Here is an 18,581-nt window from a genome sequence, read left to right as displayed (position 1 = left end):
GATGGCCGACGATACCGTATCCGATCCCCAAATCGCCGGTCCCCAACCGGTGGAGGAGCGCGACGAGCAGGGCCGCATCGTCCGCAGCGGCGAGACGCGCGGCGAGCTGTTCCACGGCCTCTACACCGCCTACGGCGACGACGGCCATCCCGTCCTGCGCGCCCGGCTGCGCGCCGGAAAACTGCATGGGGAGGTGCGCAACTACGCCCCCGGCGGCGCGCTGGTCCAGGTGGCGGAGTATGCGGACGGCGTGCAGCACGGGCTGACCACCTTCTACGCCAACGCCCGCCCGACCTGCCGGATGACCTACCGCGACGGCTTTCTCGACGGCCCCTCCGTCTTCTTCCACGAAACCGGCACCGTCGCCGCCGTCTTCCAATACCGCAACGGCAAGCGCGAGGGAGAGGCGCTGTTCCACAGCCCGCAGGGCCGCCCGATGCGGCGGGAAAGCTACGCCGACGACCGCCTGCACGGCCCGGTTCTCGGCTATTACGACGACGGCACGGTCAGCGAGCGCGCGTCGTTCCTGGACGGGCTTCAGGACGGGGTGCTGCGCCGCTTCTTCCCCTCCGGCGCGCTGATGCAGCACGGCGTCTACCGCCGCGGCCTGCTGATCGAACCGCTGCGGACCTATTCGGAGGACGGGAAGGAAATCGCCGTGCTGCAGCCTCCGGCGGGGTGAGAGAAACCTTGGGGCGGTGTTGCCCCCACCCTAACCCTCCCCCGCTGCGCAGGGGAGGGGACTGCCGCCGCTTCGCGATAATCTCCCTCCCCTGCAAAGCGGGGGAGGGGCGGGGTGGGGGCAAGAGGCGGAGGGGGCAAGACCACCACGCACCTCACGGCGTCTGCACCGTGAACTGCCCCGGCACGACGATCTGGATCACCCCGCCCCAATTGCACATCAGCTTGCTGGTGGAGGTCAGGGCCGGCATGTTGCCGACCATCACCGTAGGCGCGCCGGGCACCCAGGGGGCGACGGTGCAGGGAACGCAGGGCTGCGGCTTGATCACGCCCGGCGGCGGGACTGGAATCATCGAAGCGACCACGGGATTGGCCGGGCTGGTGCACACGCCGAAGGGCGGGATGTTCATGATCGGCTTGTTGTCCATGATGTTCGCCATGGGCGGCCCGCCGGCCATCGTCCGGTTCAGCGGCAGCACCACCAGAGCGGACGGCGCCGCCCCGAAGCTGCAGGTCATCATGGCGCCCGCGCACACCGCCTGACTCATCGCGCTCCTCCCTTCCCAAGCAACACCGGGAAGAGTGAGCGCCCCCGCCGGGCCGCGGCAAGAAGGCCCTGGACCGGAATGGTCCGAATTCGCTTCACCCCGGCGGAGACGGGCCGAAGCCGTCGAACAGGTCCGGCTCCGCCGCGGTCTCCGGGTCCAGCAGGTCGGTGCAGCCGACGCCGATCAGACGGATGGAGCGCCCGTCCATCTCGGCGTCCAGCATCTCGCAGCCGGTCTGCCAGATCAGCCCCGCCGACCGGGCCGGCGGATCGACGCGGCGGGAGCGGGTGATGGTCTGGAAATCGGCGGTCTTCATCTTCAGAACCACGCTGCGCCCGCGCAGCCCGGCGGCGTCGAGGCGGCGGGCGACCGTCTCGGCCAGCGGGCGCAGCGCATCCTTCAGCGCGGCCTTGTCGGCGGTCTCCCAGTCGAAGGTCGTCTCGGCGGAAATGCTCTTGCTGGGCGACTCCGGCTCCACCCGGCGGTCGTCCTGGCCGCGGGCGAAGCGGTGCAGCAGGCGGCCCATCTTGCCGTGTCGGCGCACGAGGTCGATCTCCGACCAGCCGCGCAGGTCGCCCACCGTGCGGATGCCGTCCGATTGCAGCTTGCGCTGGAGCACCGGCCCGACGCCCCACAGGATCGACACCGGCTTCGGCGCCAGGAAATCCAGCGCCTGCCCCTGTCCGATCACCGAGAACCCGCGCGGCTTCTCCAGGTCGGAGGCGATCTTGGCGAACAGCTTGTTGTAGCTGAGCCCGACCGAGGCGGTGATGCCCAACTGGTTCTCGAACCGGCGGGCCAGTTCCACCAGCGCTTGGGCCGGGCTGATGCTCAGCCGCTCCGCCACGCCGGACAGGTCGAGGAAGGCCTCGTCGATGGACAGCGGCTCGACCAGCGGGGTGAAGGCGTGCATCAGCTCCCGCGCCTGCCGGCCAACCGCCTTGTACTTCGCCATGTTGGGCCGCAGCACCACGGCGTCGGGGCACGCCTCCATCGCCTGCCAGATCGGCATGGCGGAGCGCACCCCGGCCATCCGCGCGACATAACAGCAGGCCGCCACCACCCCGCGCCGGTCCCCACCGATGATCAGCGGGCGGCTGACCAGTTCGGGCCGGTCGCGCTTCTCCACCGTGGCGTAGAAGGCGTCGCAGTCGATGTGGCCGATGGCGAGGCCGTGCAGCTCCTCGTGCCGGACCAGCCGCCGGCTGCCGCATTTCGGGCAGCGCGGCTCGGTTCCGCGGAGCGCCGCCGCGCAGTCGCGGCACAGGGCCTTGCAATCGTCGAACTCAGCCATGGCCGCAGTCTAGCAGCAGCGCGCCCGTGGCGGGGAGGGAATGTTCCCGCCCCGTTCCAGTTTTCCGGTCAGAAGCGGAAACCCCGGTTGAGCAGCCAGCCGAGCAGGCCGGTGAACACCAGCGGTTGGTCCTGCACCAGCAGGCACAGGCATTCCCCATCCGCGTCGGCCACGGCGTTGTGCGGCGTGCCGGTCTCGTACGAGGCCACGTCGCCGACACGGTAGGCCCCGAACTGGTCGGAGAAGCCGCCCTTCATCACCAGCAGCATTTCGCTGTCGGTGTGGCGGTGGGCCGGTACCCGCGCCCGCGGCCCCATCCGCAGCAGGCAGGCCGAGGCCGGTCCGGCGCTGATCGCCCAGGAGGACAAATGGATGCCCGGCACGATCCGCACCCAGTCCAGCGCCTCCGGCTCCGCCCCGATGGCGCGGCGCAGCGGGCCGGGAAACAGGCTCCGGGACGGCGGTTCCGGCGCGGGCGGCGGCGGTGCGGCGGCGGTTTCGCCCAGCCGGGTCATGACGGCGCCGAACAGGGAATCGGACACCGGCTCCGGCGGCAGATCCTCCAGCAGGGCGCCGCCGCAGGCTTCCAGTTCGGCGACCTGCGCCCGGCAGTCCGGACAGTAGGCGAGGTGCGAGGCGACCAGCAGCGCCTGCACTTCCCGCAGGTTGCCGGCGGCGTAGTCGAGAAGCAGTTCGGGGGCGGGATGGTGGGCCGGCACGGTCAAACCCCCTCCCCAAAGGCCCGGCGCAGACGGCCCAGGGCCAGCCGCAGGCGCGTCTTCACGGTTCCGAGAGGAATGCCGCGTTCGGCGGAGATTTCCGCATGGACCTTGTCCTCGTAATAGGCGAGCCGCAGCACGTCGGCCTGTTCCGGCGGCAGGTCGCCGATCACCGTGCGCAGGCGGAAGGCCGTCTGGGCGGCCTCGAACTGGTGGTCGGGCGGCGGCTCCTCCCCGCCGTCCGGCACCACGTCGCCGGGTTGAAGCTCGGGCCGGCGCTCCTGCCGGACACGGTCGATCCGGCGGTTGCGGGCAATGGTGTAGATCCAGGTGGACACGCTGGCCAGCGCCGGGTCGAAGCGGTCCGCCCGCAGCCAGACCGCCATCATGACGTCCTGGACCAACTCCTCCGCCGTGCTGCTGTCGGCGCCGAGCCGCCGCACATAGGCCTTGATGCGCGGCGCGAAGTGATCGAACAGCGTGCGAAAGGCCACGGAATCGCGGTTGCGGGCGACGGCAAGCAGAAGTTGCTCGTGGTCCGGCATGGTCGGGTCGTTCGGATCGGCCTTCGGCAGCATGCCAGTGCGGAATCTTCGGTCGGTCGGTATCTTCCGGCACCATACAACAGCCGGCCCTGCGGCACACGGCGTAATTCGATGCGGGGCCGCGGCCGTCCGTTCGGACCGGTGATCGCCCAACTGGATTCCCTGGTATGGCACCCCCACTTGATGCTAGGTCCGCACCCGTGACGCATCCTCCCGACGCCAAGAAGGAAGAAGGCATGAGCCTCGAACCGAACTTCGAACATCTGCGCGCCAGGGCCGTGGATTCGCTGTTCCAGCATCTGGCGGACGCCTGCGTCGGGCTGATCGTGGTGGACCGGGACGCGCGCATCGCCTGGATCGGAGACCGCTACCTGGAGTTGTTGGGCTATTCCGGCAACCCGGACGACGCGCTGGGCCGCCCGGTCGAGGAGGTCATCCCCAACAGCCAGATGCGCCATGTGGTGGAGAGCGGGCAGACCATGCTGCTCGACCTCATGGACATCGGGGAGCGGACCATCGTGGTCACCCGCCTGCCGCTGCGCGAGGAGGACGGGACGCTGATCGGCGCCATCGGCTTCGCCCTGTTCGACCGGGCCGACCGGCTGCGCCCGCTGATGTCCAAGTACCAGAAGCTCCAGGAGGAGCTGAACCGCACCCGGCAGGAGCTGGCGCAGGAGCGGCGCGCGAAATACTCCCTGTCGCAGATGATCGGCAACAGCGACTCCATGCGCGAGGTGAAGCGTCTGGCCCGCCGCGCCGCGCAGCTCGACAGCACCGTCCTTCTGCTGGGCGAGACCGGCACCGGCAAGGAGCTGCTGGCCCACGGCATCCACGCCGCCAGCCCGCGCGCCAATGCGCCCTTCGTCGGGGTGAACGTCGCGGCGATCCCGGAAAACCTGTTGGAGTCGGAGCTGTTCGGCGTCGCCCCCGGCGCCTACACCGGCGCCGACCGCAAGATGCGCGAGGGCAAGTTCCAGCTTGCCGACGGCGGCACCCTGTTCCTGGACGAGATCGGGGACATGCCGCTTCCGCTCCAGGCCAAGCTGCTGCGTGTGCTTCAGGAGCGGGAGTTCGAGGCGGTCGGCTCAAACAAGGTGGTCCGCGTCGATCTGCGCGTCATCGCGGCGACCAGCCGCGACCTGGACGCCCTGGTCCGCGAGCGGCAGTTCCGCGCCGACCTCTATTACCGTCTGAACGTGATTCCGATCACCCTGCCGCCGCTGCGCGAGCGGACGGAGGACATCGGCAGCATTGCCGACCGTATTCTGGACGAACTGGCCTTCGCCGCCGCCACCCCGTCGCGGGAGCTGACCGCCGGAGCCACCGCCGCGCTGGAGGGTTACGACTGGCCGGGCAATGTGCGGGAGTTGCGCAACGTGCTGGAGCGGGTGTCCGCCATGACCGACGATCTGGCCCTGACCCGTGACCACATCCAGGCCGCCCTTCCCCGCACGGCGGGTTCCGCCGGTTCCGGCGACCGTCCGATGGAGGGCGGCACCCGCCCGTTGAGCGACGTGCTGAAGGACACGGAGCGCGCGGCCATCGTCGGCGCCCTGTCCCGCACCGGCGGGGTGAAGGCGAAGGCCGCCAAGCTCCTGGGAATTTCCCGCGCCTCGCTCTACGAGCGGATGCAGGCGCTGGGGATCAGGGAGGATGCGCAGGGGGCGGTGTAAAAGCCCTTCTCCCCTCCGGGGAGAAGGGTATGGGATGAGGGGGCGGCCGCAAGGCCGGAAACGCACTGCAATGAGGCTGCGTTTCCGCCCTTCGGGCGCCCCCTCACCCTTAACCCTCTCCCCGGAGGGGAGAGGGGACTTTCAGGCACTCAATGCGCGCCGTGGAAGGTGCGGCTGATGACGTCCATCTGCTGCTCGCGGGTCAGCTTGATGAAGTTCACCGCGTAGCCCGACACCCGGATGGTGAGCTGCGGGTACAGCTCCGGATGGTCCATGGCGTGCAGAAGCGTCTCGCGGTCGAAGACGTTCACGTTGATGTGGTGGCCGCCCTGGCCGAAATAGCCGTCCAGCATGCCCACCAGATTGTCCACCCGCTCACCCTCGGTCGGGCCCAGAGCGCCGGGCACGATGGTGAAGGTGTAGCTGATGCCGTCCTGGGCGTGGGCATAGGGCAGCTTCGCCACCGAGGCCATCGACGCGATGGCCCCCTTGCGGTCGCGCCCGTGCATCGGGTTGGCCCCCGGCGCGAAGGGCTGGCCGGCCTTGCGCCCGTCCGGCGTGTTGCCCGTCTTCTTGCCGTAGACCACGTTCGAGGTGATCGTCAGCACCGACTGCGTCGGCACCGCGTCGCGGTAGGCCTTCTGCTTGCGCAGCAGACCCATGAAGGTCTCGACCAGCCACACCGCGATGCCGTCCACCCGGTCGTCGTTGTTGCCGAAGGCCGGATAGTCGCCCTCGATCACGAAGTCGGTGGCGAGGCCCCGCTCGTCGCGGACCACCTTGACCGTGGCGTGCTTGATCGCCGACAGGCTGTCCGCCACCACGCTCAGGCCGGCGATGCCGCAGGCCATGGTGCGCAGCACGTCGCGGTCGTGCAGCGCCATCTCCAGCCGCTCGTACATGTACTTGTCATGCATGAAGTGGATGGCGTTGAGCGTGTTCATGTAGGCGCGCGCCAGCCATTCCATCATCGGCAGCAGGCGGGCGACCACCGTGTCGTGGTCCAGCACGTCGCCGGTGATCGGCGCGAAGGCCGGACCGACCTGCTCGCCCGACACCTCGTCGCGGCCGCCGTTGATGGCGTAGAGCAGCGTCTTGGCGAGGTTGGCGCGGGCGCCGAAGAACTGCATCTGCTTGCCGATCCGCATGGCCGAGACGCAGCAGGCGATGCCGTAGTCGTCGCCCCAATAGGGCCGCATCAGATCATCGTTCTCGTACTGCACCGAGCAGGTCTTGATCGAGGTCTCGGCGCAGAAGGCCTTGAAGCCCTCCGGCAGGCTTTCCGACCACAGCACCGTCAGGTTCGGTTCCGGAGCGGGCCCGAGATTCTGGAGCGTGTGCAGCATGCGGAAGCTGCCCTTGGTCACCAGCGTGCGCCCGTCAAGCGCCATGCCGCCGATGCATTCCGTCACCCAGGTCGGGTCGCCCGAGAAGAGCTGGTCGTATTCCGGCGTGCGCAGGAACCGCACCATCCGCAGCTTGATGACGAACTGGTCGATCAGTTCCTGGGCGCCCGCCTCGTCCAGACGGCCTTCGCGCAGGTCGCGCTCGATGTAGACGTCGAGGAAGCTGGAGACGCGACCGAGCGACATGGCGGCGCCGTTGGCCTCCTTCACCGCCGCCAGATAGGCCAGATAGGTCCACTGCACCGCCTCGAAGGCCGTGGCCGCCGGGCGGGTCACGTCGAAGCCGTAGGACTTCGCCATCGTCACGAGATCGCGGAGCGCGCGGATCTGCTCGGTGATCTCCTCGCGCAGGCGCAGGGTGTGCTCGTCGATGCGGTCGACTTCCAGGCTCTTGTACTGGGCCTTCTTGTCCTCGATCAGGAAATCGGCGCCGTAGAGCGCCAGCCGGCGGTAGTCGCCGATGATGCGCCCGCGCCCGTAGGCGTCCGGCAGGCCGGTGATGACGCCGGACTTCCGGCAGCGCAGCATCTCCTCGGTGTAGACGTCGAACACGCCGTCGTTGTGAGTCTTGCGAAGCGCCGGGAACACGTCGTCCAGCTTGGGCGACGGTGTGAAGCCGTAGGCCTCCAGGCCCGTCTTGACCATGCGCCAGCCGCCGAAGGGCATGATCGAGCGCTTCAGCGGCTTGTCCGTCTGAAGGCCGACGATGACCTCAAGGTCCCGGTCGATGTAGCCGGGGGCGTGGCTGACGATGGAGGACACCAGTTCCGTGTCGGCGTCCAGCACGCCGCCCTTGGCCGCGCGCTCCTCCTTCAGGAGATCGCGGACCTTGCTCCACAGCGACAGGGTGCGGTCGCTGGCCGGGGAGAGGAAGCTGCCGTCGCCATCGTAGGGGCGGACGTTCTTCACGATGAAATCGCGCAGATCGACCGCGGTCCGCCAGGAACCGGGCGCAAAACCGCGCCAGGGGTCCGGCGCCGTGGTTTCGGCAACGGGGATTTTCGGTTCGAACAGCAGGGAATCCATGACGCGCCTCTATTGGTCTGCGGCGGTCCCTGCCCTCCCCGGCGGGGGCCGCGCCACGTTGCGCGGCGCCGGACCGGACGGACCGCCCGGCCAAGCATCGCGCTTGCCCGATCAGTAGGCGCCGGAAGGTTCTCAGTCACATTGATCCCAGTCAATCAATCTCTGCGAATTACGCAGGTCTCCATCCAAATTACATCCGGTCCCAAATCTTGAGACAAATTGCGGTCATTGCAACGCAGCATTTGAGGCAACCCAGCGAAAACCGAATATTTTCATCTAGGCGCGCCGATTTGGAACGGATGACCGAAATCAGCGCAGCGCGCTTGCAATATCTTGCGCCAACCGGGCCAAGGTTCGGCTGAGCGCGTCCGCGACGGCACCGGGATCGGCGGCTTCAGCCATCGGTTCCTGCACCGCGGTATGGCCAAGCCGGCGCAGCCGGTCCCCGCCCTGGTCGAAGACGCGCCAGCGCGCTTCCAGCACCGCCGGCCCGCCCTCCGTCGCGTCGAAGCGGTCCAAGGTCACCTCGACCACCTGGGACAGCGGAAAATCACGCTGGAGCGGCAGGCCGACCACCTCCGCCCCCGGAAGGTCAGCTTCCAGATTCCGCAGCAGCGTGCGGGTCACCATCTCGTCGATGGGGCCGCCCCAGCGGTCGAACTCCATGACGACCAGCCGGTTGCCCGGCGCGCGCAGCACCAGTTCGGGGCGGTCGAGATAGCCGGGAATCTCCACCCCGTCGAGGCCGATCACCCGCCGCTGGCCTTCGCCGCTCCGCGGCTGGGCGGCGTCCGGCGCGGTGGCGTTCAGGTGGTAGAAGCGGCTGGGCGGCGTTCCGCAAGCGGCGAGCAGAGCGACGGCGCAGGCGCACAGCAGGAGGCGACGGACGTTCGGAATTGGGGCCATGGAAATCCTCAACCGCGTTTGCCCCGGATCAGGGCTTCGGGATGGCGTTCGAGATAATCGGTCAGCCCACGGATGGACCGGGCCGCCGCGGTCAGTTCGCGCACCAGCCCTTGCAGGTCGCTGACCGCGGGGCGGGACGAATTGACCAGACTGTCCGTGCTGCCGAGGGTCCGTTCCGCCTGCCGGACCAGCTTCGACGTGTTCTCCGCCACGTCGCGCAGGGCGCGGATGGTCGGCCCCCCTTCCGTGCCCAGCGCCTGGGTCGTCTTCTCCAGCTCCGCCAGGGAGCGGCTGAGCGAGACGACGGCCTGCGCCACCTCCGGCGAGCCGAGCAGCGCGCCGGCCTTCTGGATGGTTGAGCGAAGCTCCGTCACCGTCTCGGCGATGGGCGCGCGGGCCAGCTCGTTCATCAGGTCGGTGGCGGTGCGGGTCGCCGTGTCGAGGACGTTCGGCTGGGACGGCAACTCCGGATAGGGGCCGCCGGTGATGAGCGTCTCCCTCGGCGCGTCGGGGAACAGGTCGAGCGTCACGATCAGTTCGCCGGTCAGCAGGTTGCCGGTGCGCAACTGCGCCCGCAGCCCCTGCTCCACCAGCACCTTCATGCGGGCATAGGCGGTCTCGGCGTCGTGCGCGGTGCCGCGGTCGCCGTCCAGCCGCTCCGGCTCGATGTTCAGGGTCACCGGAATGCGGGCCTCGCCGGTCACCGGGTCCACGTCCAGGCGGATGTCGGTCACCTCGCCCACGCGGATGCCGCGGAACTCCACCGCGGACCCCGGATGCAGGCCGCGGACCGACCCGTCGAAATGCACCAGGAAGGGCACCCGCCGGGTGTACCGCGCATCGCTGGCGGCGTTGCGGCTGTCGTAGAGGGGGAAGGCCGTGCCCTCCGCCGCGATCTCCCCGTTGTCGGAGGGGCCGCCCAGCCCGGGAGTCTCGAAGGCCACCCCGCCCGTCGCCAGCGACTGGAGCGATTCCAGCGCGACCGTCGGCCCCTCCGGCCCGATGGTCACCGACAGGCCGCTGGCGTTCCAGAAGCGGGTGTTGGGCCGGACGATCCGGTCATAGGGGGCATGGATGAAGACCGGGATGGTCAGCGACTGCCAGTCCTGGGAGAACTCGTACCCCACCACCTCGCCGACCTGGATGCCGCGGTAGTAGATCGGTGCCCCCGGCCCCAGCCCGCCCAGCCGGTCGGCCTGCAGCGCGAAGCGCCGCCCCGGCGAGCTGGAGCGGATCAGCGGCGGCTCCTCCAGCCCCCGGAAGGCGGTCATCGCCTCGCCGTTCCCCATTCCCGGGTCCATCCCGATGTAGGCGCCCGAAACCAGCGTGCTGAGGCCCGACACGCCGCCGAAACCCAGCCGGGGCTTCACCACCCAGAATCTCGTCCGGTCGTTGAGGTAGGAGGCCGCCCCCTTCACCATCCGCACGGTGACGATGACATTCGCCAGATCGGGCGAGACCGCCACCCCCTGCACCGTCCCCACATCCACGTCGCGGTAGCGCACGCGGGTCTTGCCGGGCTCCAGCCCCTCCGCCGTGTCGAAGGTGATGGTGATGGTCGGGCCACGCCCGCTCAGCGTCGTCCAGGCCAGCCATCCGCCGACCAGAGCGGCGACCAGCGGCACCAGCCAGACCAGCGGCAGACCGCGGCGGCGGCGGACCACCGGGCTGACCGGCTCCGTGGAGTTCCGCTCAGTCATGGGAGGAGTCCTGCCGCCGGGCCGCGTCCCAGATCAGGCGCGGATCGAAGGACTCCGACGCCAGCATGGTGATGACGACGACCGCCGCGAAGGCGACGGCCCCAAGCTCCGCATGGATGGTGGCGATGGCGCCCAGTTGGACCAGAGCCGCCAGGAGCGAGATCATGAAGATGTCCACCATGGACCAGCGCCCCACCCCCTCGATCATCCGGTACAGCCGCGTCCGGTCCCGCTGCCGCTCCGGCGATCGCCGCTGCACGGTGACCAGCAGATAGACCAGCCCGATCAGCTTCAGAACCGGGACGGTGATGCTGGCGAAGAAGACCAGCAGGGCCACCGGCCACATCTCCGCCACGATCAGCGCCTCCACCCCGGACAGGATGGTGTCTGGCTGGCCCGCGCCGAAATAGACCACCGTCATGATCGGCAGCAGATTCGCCGGGATGTAGAGGATCGTCGCGGCGCAGATCAGCGCCCAGCTTCGCCGCAGGCTGTCCGGCTTCCGCCGGTGCAACCCGGCGCCGCAGCGCGGGCAGTCGCCTCCCCCATCACCGTTTGCCGTCCCGGCGACCACCTGACGGCAGTCGTGGCAGGCGGTCAGCCGCTCCGGATCGGCGCCGGCCGTCTGCGCCACGCGCGTCTGCGGCGCGATCCGCTCCCACACCTCGAAGGGGCTGAGGGTGGCTTGCCCCCAAACCTGCACCAGGATGAAGGCGACCAGCGCGGCCAGCGACGGCCCCACCTCCAACTCCGCCAGATCGGACAGCTTCACGTAGGCGACGATCAGGCCCAGCAGAAAGACCTCCGCCATCGCCCAGCGGCGCAGCCGCCCCACCGTCCGGAAGATCCAGGCCGCCCCCGGCGCCGCGGTCCGCCCCGCGGCGAGCGGCATCACGACGTAGAGCGTTCCCAGAACCTGCGCCAGCGGCGCCAGGAACAGCACGAAGAAGACCAGGGCGCCCAGCACCTCGTATCCGCCGTTCCACAGCGCCACGGAGCCGCTGAGCAGGGTGGCCGTCTGCGCCCTCCCTTCCAGTTCGAAGGTCAGGATCGGAAACAGGTTGGCGGTGACGAACAGGATCGCCGAAGCGATGGCAAGCGCCGTCCCATGCTCCAGCCCGCCCGTCCGGAAATGGCGCAGCACCGCGCCGCAACGGCGGCATTCCGCGCGGTGTCCGGGCAAGGCCGGCGGCAGGACATGCGGCACCCCGCAGTCGTGGCAGAGAATGATCGGGTGGTCCAAAGCGGTCATAGCGTTGGCTTAACATTTCCCGAGGAGGAAAGGTCCGTGGAATGCGGATAGCGCCGGAGTGGGTTTCGACCGGGGAAGTCCGTGAAGCCCCAATGGAAAAGCCCTTCCCCCAAGGGTAGGGGAAGGGCTTCGGCATTCAACGGGGAACGGGACGGCGAACGGAAGAGTGCGTCAGACGAACGCGATCAGACGAACAGGTTGAAGCTGCCCATCAGCTTCTGCGTGCCGGACTGGCCGGTGGGAATGGAATTCAGGCTCGCGGCCGCCTGGTTCAACCCGTCCAGCATGGCCTGCTGGCCGGTGGAGAGGTTGAAGGGGCTTTCCCCCTTCTTCGGCGCCTTGGCGACCGTGTCGTAATCCTGCGTGTAGCTGCCCATGCTGAGCTGGATGGCGTAATTCTTGGGGTCCTTGGCGGACTGGCCTTTTTCGCGCGTCAAACGCAGCGTGTACTCGCCGCGGTCGAGTTCGAACTCGCCCTGCATCATGCTCTTGAAGGCGTCGTGCTGCTTTCCGGCGCCCTTGTCGCTGTCGGCGACGACGGTGCCGAACTTCGACATGACCTGGACTCGCAGCCCTTCGTCGCCGACCTGCCCCAGCGTCATCTCACCTTTCGTGGTCACGCGGAACTTGTAGAAATCGACGGGGTCGTTGGCACCCAGCGCGCCGACCACGTTCAGGCGGGTCATGTTCTTGGCGAGGACGCCGATGTCCGTGGCGAAGCCGGGGGTGTTGACCGAGGACTTGCGGACGTCCTTGCGGAATTCCTGCACGTTCGCGGCCGCCGCCGACTGGGCCTCCCGCTGGGCATTCAGGCGTTCGACGGCGGCGGAAACGGACTTGTTGAGGTCCGCGACCATCTGGCCGACGCCGGCCATTGCGTCTGACATGACACCCTCTCCCTTCAGGCGCGCCCCGGTTCGGGCCGGTTTGGAGACGCGCGAATGGATCGCTGAACCCCTATCCTACCGCAAAGCACGTAAGGTTGCGATTTGTTTTTCGCCGAAATTTCGGATAGGGCGCCCGGCAAGTTGCGCGGCCATGCGCTCCAGCGCATCGGCGGCGTCCTCCCCAGGCCGAGGCTGGAACAGGCGTTGCGCCGGAAACCAGGGCCGCACCGTGGTGCCGAGCTGGGTCCAGTCCCGCCGTCCGAACCGCCAGACCGGCACGCCGAGCGCCGCCGCCAGTTCCCCCACCGCCATGGCGGGCGAAATCACCAGATCCAGCGCCGTCATCAGCGCCGCCGTCCCGTCGAAATCGTCGGCCAAGTCCAGATCGTTCCAGCGATGGACCCTCACCCCGAAGCGGTCCTCCGCCGCGGCCAGCTCGGCCTCGCACGCGCCGTACTGGAGGTTGACGAAGACCACGCCCGGCAGGGCGAACAGCGGCGCCCACTGGTCGAGCCGGCTGTAGGCGGTCCGGCGCGATTCGGTCATCAGCGCGCTGCGCCAGCCGATCCCCACCCTCAAGCCGGGGCCGAGCGCCGCGACCCGCTCCCGCCAGACAGCCACCCGCGCGGGATCGGGCACCAGCCAGCCGCCACCATCACCGCCGCCATCGCTGCCGCCGCGCGCCGTGAAATCGGACAGGCTCCGGCGGAAGACCCGCGCCAGGGAGCCGATGGGGACATGCAGGTCGCAGTCGGGCACCCCCTCCGCATCGGGGCGCTGGGGTCGGACCAGAGCGGTCGGAAAGGAGCGGGCGAACAGAGGCACAAGCCGCCGGTCGGTCTCGATCACCACGGACCGGGCGCGGGCGATGGCATCGGCGCAGAGGGAGGAGAACAGGATGGTGTCGCCCACGCCCTGCTCCCCCCACACCAGCAGGCGCCGGCCGGTCATATCCTCGCCGCGCCACGCCGGAATCCGCGGCTGCCGCCCCGCCCGCACCTGCCCCGACGCGAAGCGCCAGCCATAGCCGGCCCAACCCTCCGCCAGATCGCCGCGCTCCAGACGAAGCAGGGCGCGGTTGAAATGGGCCAGCGCCAGATCGGGCATCAGCCGCAGCGCCCGTCCGTAGAGCGTCTCCGCCCGCCACCCGTCGCCCAGCCGCTGCACGGCCAGACCGAGGTTGCAGAGCGCCGCCGCATAGCCGGGATCGAGCGCCAGGGCGCGGCGGAACCAGCGCGCCGCCTCCGCGTGGCGAAGCCGCCCTTGCAGCGCATGACCGAAATTGTTGTTCGCCTGCGGCTCGTCCGGCATCAGCCGCAGGGCGCGGCGGTGCGTCCGCTCGGCCTCCTCCAGCCGCTCCGCGTCGCGCAACCCGTTGCCGAGGTTGGACAGCCCTTCCGGAAGAGCGGGGTCGAGCAGCACGGCGCGCCGCCACGCCGCCAGAGCCTCCGCCGCGCGCGCCTGCCGGCTCAGCGCGTTTCCCAGATTGTTCCAGACCGGCGCCCGGTCGGCCCGCCGCGCCAGAGCGGCGCGGTGGCAGGCTTCGGCCTCCGCGAAACGGCCCTGACCGGCGCGGAGCGTGCCCAGGCAATCCGCCGCGTCCACGCCAATGGAGTTCACGCCATCGGGATCGAGCGCAAAGGCCGCCTCGAGGCACTTGGCGGCCCCCTCCACCTGCCCGAGATCGCGCAGCACCAGCCCGAATCCGTAGAGCAGCGCCGGGTTGCGCCGGTCCAGCCGCAAGGCGTCGGTGTAGGCGGTCACCGCCTCGGCCAACCGTCCCTCGGCGTGGTGACGGGCGGCCAGCGCCGCCAGGATGGGGGGATCGTCGGGAACCATTCCGTTGGCCGCCATTCATCCCCTCTCCCGGGACGGGAGAGGGGATCATCGACCGTTGTTGCTCAGTCCGCGCCGTCCTGCATCGCCGGGGGACGCGGAGCCGCGTTGACCGGGGCGGCGAGCTGGGCGTCCACAACCGCCACCGCCGTCATGTTGACCAGACCGCGCGTGGTCACCGACGGGGTGACGATGTGCACGGGACGCGCGGCCCCCAGCAGCATCGGCCCGACATTCTGCGCGTCGGCCATGATCTTCAGCATGTTGAAGGCGATGTTGGCGGCGTCCAGCGTCGGCATGACCAGCAGGTTCGCCTCGCCCTTCAGGCGGCTGTCGGGCAGAACGCCCTTGCGCAGCACCTCCGACAGGGCGGCGTCGGCGTGCATCTCGCCGTCCACCTCCAGATCGGGCATCTCCTCCGCGATGAGCTGGTAGGCCTGCCGCATCTTGCGGGCGGACGGCGTTTCCGCGCTGCCGAAGTTGGAGTGGGAGAGCAGCGCCACCTTCGGCTCGATGCCGAAGCGCTTCACCTCCTCCGCCGCCAGCCGGGCGATCTCGGCCACCTGCTCGGCGGTCGGGTCGGGGTTGACGTAGGTGTCGCAGATGAAGTGCGTGCCCTTCTGCGAGATCAGGCCGTTCATGGCGCCAGCCACCTTCACGCCCTTGCGCAGGCCGATCACGTCCATGACGTGGTTGAAGTGGTCGCCGTAGCGGCCCGACGTGCCACAGACCATGCCGTCGGCCTCGCCCCGGCGGACCATCAGCGCGCCGAAGACGGTCGGCTGGGTGCGCACGACGTTCAGCGCGTTGGCCGGCGACACGCCGCGGCGGCCCATGCGCTGCCGGTAGACCTCGGCGTAGTTGTGGCAGCGCAGGTCGCGGGCGGCCTCGATCACCTCCACATCCTTGCCGGGGCGGATGCGCAGGCCCATGTCGGCGATGGTCCGCTCGATCACGTCGGCGCGGCCCAGCAGGATCGGTTGGGCGATGCCGTCGTCCACCACCACCTGGGCGCAGCGCAGGACGCGCGGGTCCTCGCCCTCGGCGTAGACGATGCGCTTGGGCGCCGCCTTCGCCTTGGTGATGACCGGCTTCATGACGAGGCCGGAGCGGAAGACGTATTGGCCCAAGCTGTCGCGGTAGGCGCGGAAATCGGCGATGGGGCGAGTCGCCACGCCCGACTCCATGGCCGCCCTGGCGACGGCCGACGACACCTCGATGACCAGACGGGGGTCGAAGGGCTTCGGAAGAATGTAGTCCGGGCCGAAGCGCAAGTTCTCACCCACATAGGCGGCGGCCACCACGTCCGACGGCTCCGCCTGGGCGAGGCTGGCCATGGCGTGGGTCGCGGCGATCTTCATCTCCTCGTTCACCGTCGTCGCGCCGACGTCCAGCGCGCCGCGGAAGATGAAGGGGAAGCAGAGGACGTTGTTGACCTGGTTGGGGAAGTCCGACCGGCCCGTGGCGATGATGGCGTCGGGGCGGGCCTGCCGGGCGAGATCCGGCATGATCTCCGGCTCCGGGTTGGCGAGCGCCAGGACCAGCGGCTTGTCCGCCATGCGCATCAGCATTTCGGGCTTCAGCACCTTGGCGCCGGACAGGCCCAGGAAGATGTCCGCCCCGTCGATGACGTCGTCCAGCACGCGGGCGTCCGTCTCCTGCGCGTAGGCGTCCTTGTAGGGGTTCATCTCCTCGTTGCGGCCCTTGTGGACCACGCCGATGCGGTCGACCAGCCAGACGTTTTCGCGCTTCACGCCCAGGCTGAGCATCAGGTCGAGGCAGGCGATGCCCGCGGCCCCGCCGCCGGTCGAGACGACCTTGACGGTAGAGATGTCCTTGCCGACCAGCTTCAGCCCGTTCAGGACGGCGGCCCCCACCACGATGGCGGTGCCGTGCTGGTCGTCGTGGAAGACCGGGATCTTCATCCGCTCGCGGCAGCGGCGCTCCACCTCGAAGCAGGCCGGGGCGGCGATGTCTTCCAGGTTGATGGCGCCGAAGGTCGGCTCCAGGCGGACGATGGTGTCCACCAGGCCGTCAACGTCCTTCTCGTTCAACTCCAGGTCGAAGCAGTCGATGCCGGCGAACTTCTTGAAGAGGACGGCCTTGCCTTCCATGACCGGCTTGGCGGCCATCGGACCGATGTCGCCCAGCCCCAGCACCGCCGTGCCGTTGGTGACGACCGCGACGAGGTTCGCGCGGGCCGTCAGTTCCGCGGCCTGGGCCGGGTCGGCGGCAATGGCGCTGGACGCCGCGGCCACGCCCGGCGAGTAGGCCAGCGCGAGGTCGCGCTGGTTCGCCATGGGCTTGGTGGCGGTGATCGCCAGCTTACCGGGCTTCGGGTTCCGGTGGTACTCAAGCGCCATAGCGTCGAAGTCGCCGGACATACGTCCTCTCCCCTTTTAACTTAATTTCAGTTAATTTGCCGAACGACGAACTGTTTCCCCTCCGGCTTATACCCGAATTGCCCGAGCACCGGAATGGGAAAGGGGCAGCCCGTGGCGGACCGCCCTCTCCTTTTCACCCCCCTCGGGAACCGGAGGTTGGACCGGAGGCCGGCCCCGCCTCAGACGCGGGCCAGGGCCGGTTCCTTGAAGTGCTGCTGGTATTCGGCGACCGCCTTGGTCTCGTCGAACTCGCCTTCCATCTTGGCGACCACGACGGTGGCGACGCCGTTGCCGATCAGGTTGGTGATCGCACGGGCCTCCGACATGAAGCGGTCCACGCCCAGCAGCAGCGCCAGACCTTCGATGGGAAGCTGGCCGGTGGCCGACAGGGTGGCCGCCAGCGTCACGAAGCCGCCGCCGGTGACCGCAGCCGCCCCCTTCGAGGTCAGCATCAGCAGGCCGAGAATGGTGAGTTGCTGCCAGATCGTCAGGTCGATGTTGAAGGCCTGGGCGATGAAGATCGCGGCCATCGACAGGTAGATGGAGGTGCCGTCCAGGTTGAAGGAATAGCCGGTCGGGATGACGAGGCCGACGACGTGCTTGGAGCAACCGAACTTCTGCATCTTCTCCATCATGCGGGGCAGAACGGACTCCGACGAGGAGGTGCCGAGCACGATCAGAAGCTCGTCCTTGATGTAGCGCAGGAAGGACCACAGGCTGAAGTTGTACAGGCGAGCGATGCTGCCCAGCACGACGAAGACGAACAGCGCCATGGTGATGTAGACCGCGGCCATGAGCTGGCCCAGCGAGGTCAGCGACGACACGCCGTACTTGCCGATGGTGAAGGACATCGCGCCGAAGGCACCCAGCGGGGCGACGCGCATCAGGATGCCGATCACGCCGAACATGGCGTGCGACACCTTCTCGAACATGTCCTCGACCACCTTGCCCTTCTGTCCCATGGCGGACAGCGCGACGCCGAAGATCACCGCGAAGAACAGGATCTGCAGCATGTCGCCCTTGACGAAGGCGCCGACGACGTTGTCCGGGACGATGTTGACCAGGAAGTCGATGGTGGTGTGGTTCTGCGCCTCGGTCGCGTATTTGGCAACGGCATCGGCCTTCAGCGAACCGGCCTGGATGTTCATGCCGGCGCCGGGCTTCACCAGATTGACGACCAGAAGGCCGAGCCCCAGGGCGAAGGTGGTGACGATCTCGAAATACAGGATCGCCTTGCCGCCGACCTTACCGACCTTCTTCATGTCGCCGATGGAGGAGATGCCGGTGACGACGGTCAGGAAAACGATCGGGCCGATGACCATCTTGATCATCTTGATGAAGACGTCGCCCAGCGGCTTCATCTGCACCGCAAGGGCCGGATAGAAATGGCCGAGAAGGATGCCGATGGTGATGGCGGACAGAACCTGAAAGGTCAGGTTCGTGTAGAGCGGCTTTTTCTGGGGCTGCCCTTGGTCGTGCATGCTCGTCTCCTCGTGGCGTTCCTTGGAAGGGGCTGCCGCTCTTGGTTCGCGGTCGGCGGCCGGCCCGTCATGCCCCTGTGAAAGCAAGCGGTGTGCCAAGGACAAAAGCGAGGATTCGCAGCGCTCCGACGAAGCGCGTGGGTCAGAATCCGCACGACAGGGCCGGAATCCATGTGCGAAAATCCGCACATCACGATGTCTTGTTGCGATGCGGCATGAGCTGAGGACCGTTGGTTAGGATCG

14 protein-coding genes are annotated in these 18,581 nt (G+C 68.7%); 2 read left to right on the top strand and 12 right to left on the bottom strand.

The annotated features are described in order from the left end of the window. The first annotated feature begins 1 nt into the window (after window position 1). The gene (locus tag DS843_RS22285; RefSeq protein ID WP_149471028.1) at window positions 2-682 is read left to right on the top strand and encodes a toxin-antitoxin system YwqK family antitoxin; all 681 of its coding nucleotides are present in this window, start codon (window positions 2-4) and stop codon (window positions 680-682) included. A gap of 154 nt (window positions 683-836) precedes the next feature. On the opposite strand, the gene DS843_RS22280 is transcribed toward DS843_RS22285, so the two are convergent. The 4 genes from DS843_RS22280 to DS843_RS22265 all read right to left on the bottom strand — a co-directional run bounded on the left by DS843_RS22280 (window position 837) and on the right by DS843_RS22265 (window position 3,820). Next, complete coding sequence (locus DS843_RS22280) at window positions 837-1,229, bottom strand: DUF4280 domain-containing protein (protein ID WP_014198555.1); 393 nt, start codon at window positions 1,227-1,229, stop codon at window positions 837-839. Between the two features lie 94 nt (window positions 1,230-1,323). Next, the gene (locus DS843_RS22275) at window positions 1,324-2,523 is read right to left on the bottom strand and encodes a DNA polymerase IV (protein WP_149471027.1); all 1,200 of its coding nucleotides are present in this window, start codon (window positions 2,521-2,523) and stop codon (window positions 1,324-1,326) included. 68 nt (window positions 2,524-2,591) lie between these two features. After that, entirely contained in the window at window positions 2,592-3,242 is a 651-nt protein-coding gene (locus tag DS843_RS22270) for a ChrR family anti-sigma-E factor (protein ID WP_286192263.1), read from the bottom strand. Between the two features lie 2 nt (window positions 3,243-3,244). Next, the gene (locus DS843_RS22265) at window positions 3,245-3,820 is read right to left on the bottom strand and encodes a sigma-70 family RNA polymerase sigma factor (protein WP_149471025.1); all 576 of its coding nucleotides are present in this window, start codon (window positions 3,818-3,820) and stop codon (window positions 3,245-3,247) included. Between the two features lie 203 nt (window positions 3,821-4,023). Here DS843_RS22265 and DS843_RS22260 point away from each other — a divergent pair, with 203 nt between their 5' ends. Continuing rightward, entirely contained in the window at window positions 4,024-5,460 is a 1,437-nt protein-coding gene (locus tag DS843_RS22260; protein ID WP_149471024.1) for a sigma-54 interaction domain-containing protein, read from the top strand. 149 nt (window positions 5,461-5,609) lie between these two features. On the opposite strand, the gene pflB is transcribed toward DS843_RS22260, so the two are convergent. The 8 genes from pflB to DS843_RS22220 all read right to left on the bottom strand — a co-directional run bounded on the left by pflB (window position 5,610) and on the right by DS843_RS22220 (window position 18,338). Beyond that, on the bottom strand, window positions 5,610-7,892 hold the full coding sequence (gene pflB / locus DS843_RS22255) for a formate C-acetyltransferase (RefSeq protein WP_149471023.1): 2,283 nt from the start codon (window positions 7,890-7,892) through the stop codon (window positions 5,610-5,612). Between the two features lie 309 nt (window positions 7,893-8,201). Continuing rightward, a complete protein-coding gene (locus tag DS843_RS22250; RefSeq protein ID WP_286192255.1) occupies window positions 8,202-8,798 on the bottom strand; it encodes a PqiC family protein in 597 nt (198 codons plus the stop codon). 8 nt (window positions 8,799-8,806) lie between these two features. Then, window positions 8,807-10,498, bottom strand: coding sequence for a PqiB family protein (locus DS843_RS22245; protein ID WP_149471021.1), 1,692 nt, complete (start codon window positions 10,496-10,498; stop codon window positions 8,807-8,809). Continuing rightward, the gene (locus DS843_RS22240; protein ID WP_149471020.1) at window positions 10,491-11,750 is read right to left on the bottom strand and encodes a paraquat-inducible protein A; all 1,260 of its coding nucleotides are present in this window, start codon (window positions 11,748-11,750) and stop codon (window positions 10,491-10,493) included. Before DS843_RS22240 ends, DS843_RS22245 begins: the two co-directional genes overlap by 8 nt. Before the next feature lie 185 nt (window positions 11,751-11,935). Continuing rightward, window positions 11,936-12,637, bottom strand: coding sequence for a hypothetical protein (locus DS843_RS22235; RefSeq protein WP_149471019.1), 702 nt, complete (start codon window positions 12,635-12,637; stop codon window positions 11,936-11,938). Between the two features lie 75 nt (window positions 12,638-12,712). Next, window positions 12,713-14,491, bottom strand: a complete 1,779-nt coding sequence (locus DS843_RS22230) for a tetratricopeptide repeat protein (protein WP_149471018.1) — start codon at window positions 14,489-14,491, stop codon at window positions 12,713-12,715. Window positions 14,492-14,538: 47 nt separating this feature from the next. Further along, complete coding sequence (locus DS843_RS22225) at window positions 14,539-16,857, bottom strand: NADP-dependent malic enzyme (protein ID WP_149471017.1); 2,319 nt, start codon at window positions 16,855-16,857, stop codon at window positions 14,539-14,541. A 179-nt stretch (window positions 16,858-17,036) separates the two neighbouring features. Continuing rightward, window positions 17,037-18,338 (bottom strand): dicarboxylate/amino acid:cation symporter, encoded by a 1,302-nt coding sequence (locus DS843_RS22220; RefSeq protein ID WP_149471016.1) that lies wholly within the window; start codon window positions 18,336-18,338, stop codon window positions 17,037-17,039. Between the last annotated feature and the right edge of the window lie 243 nt (window positions 18,339-18,581).

The organism is Roseomonas genomospecies 6 (assembly GCF_008365375.1).
In the GTDB taxonomy this organism is placed as follows: domain Bacteria; phylum Pseudomonadota; class Alphaproteobacteria; order Azospirillales; family Azospirillaceae; genus Azospirillum.
The sequence above is the reverse complement of the archived record's forward strand: the minus strand, read 5'-3'. Positions and strand labels throughout refer to the sequence as shown.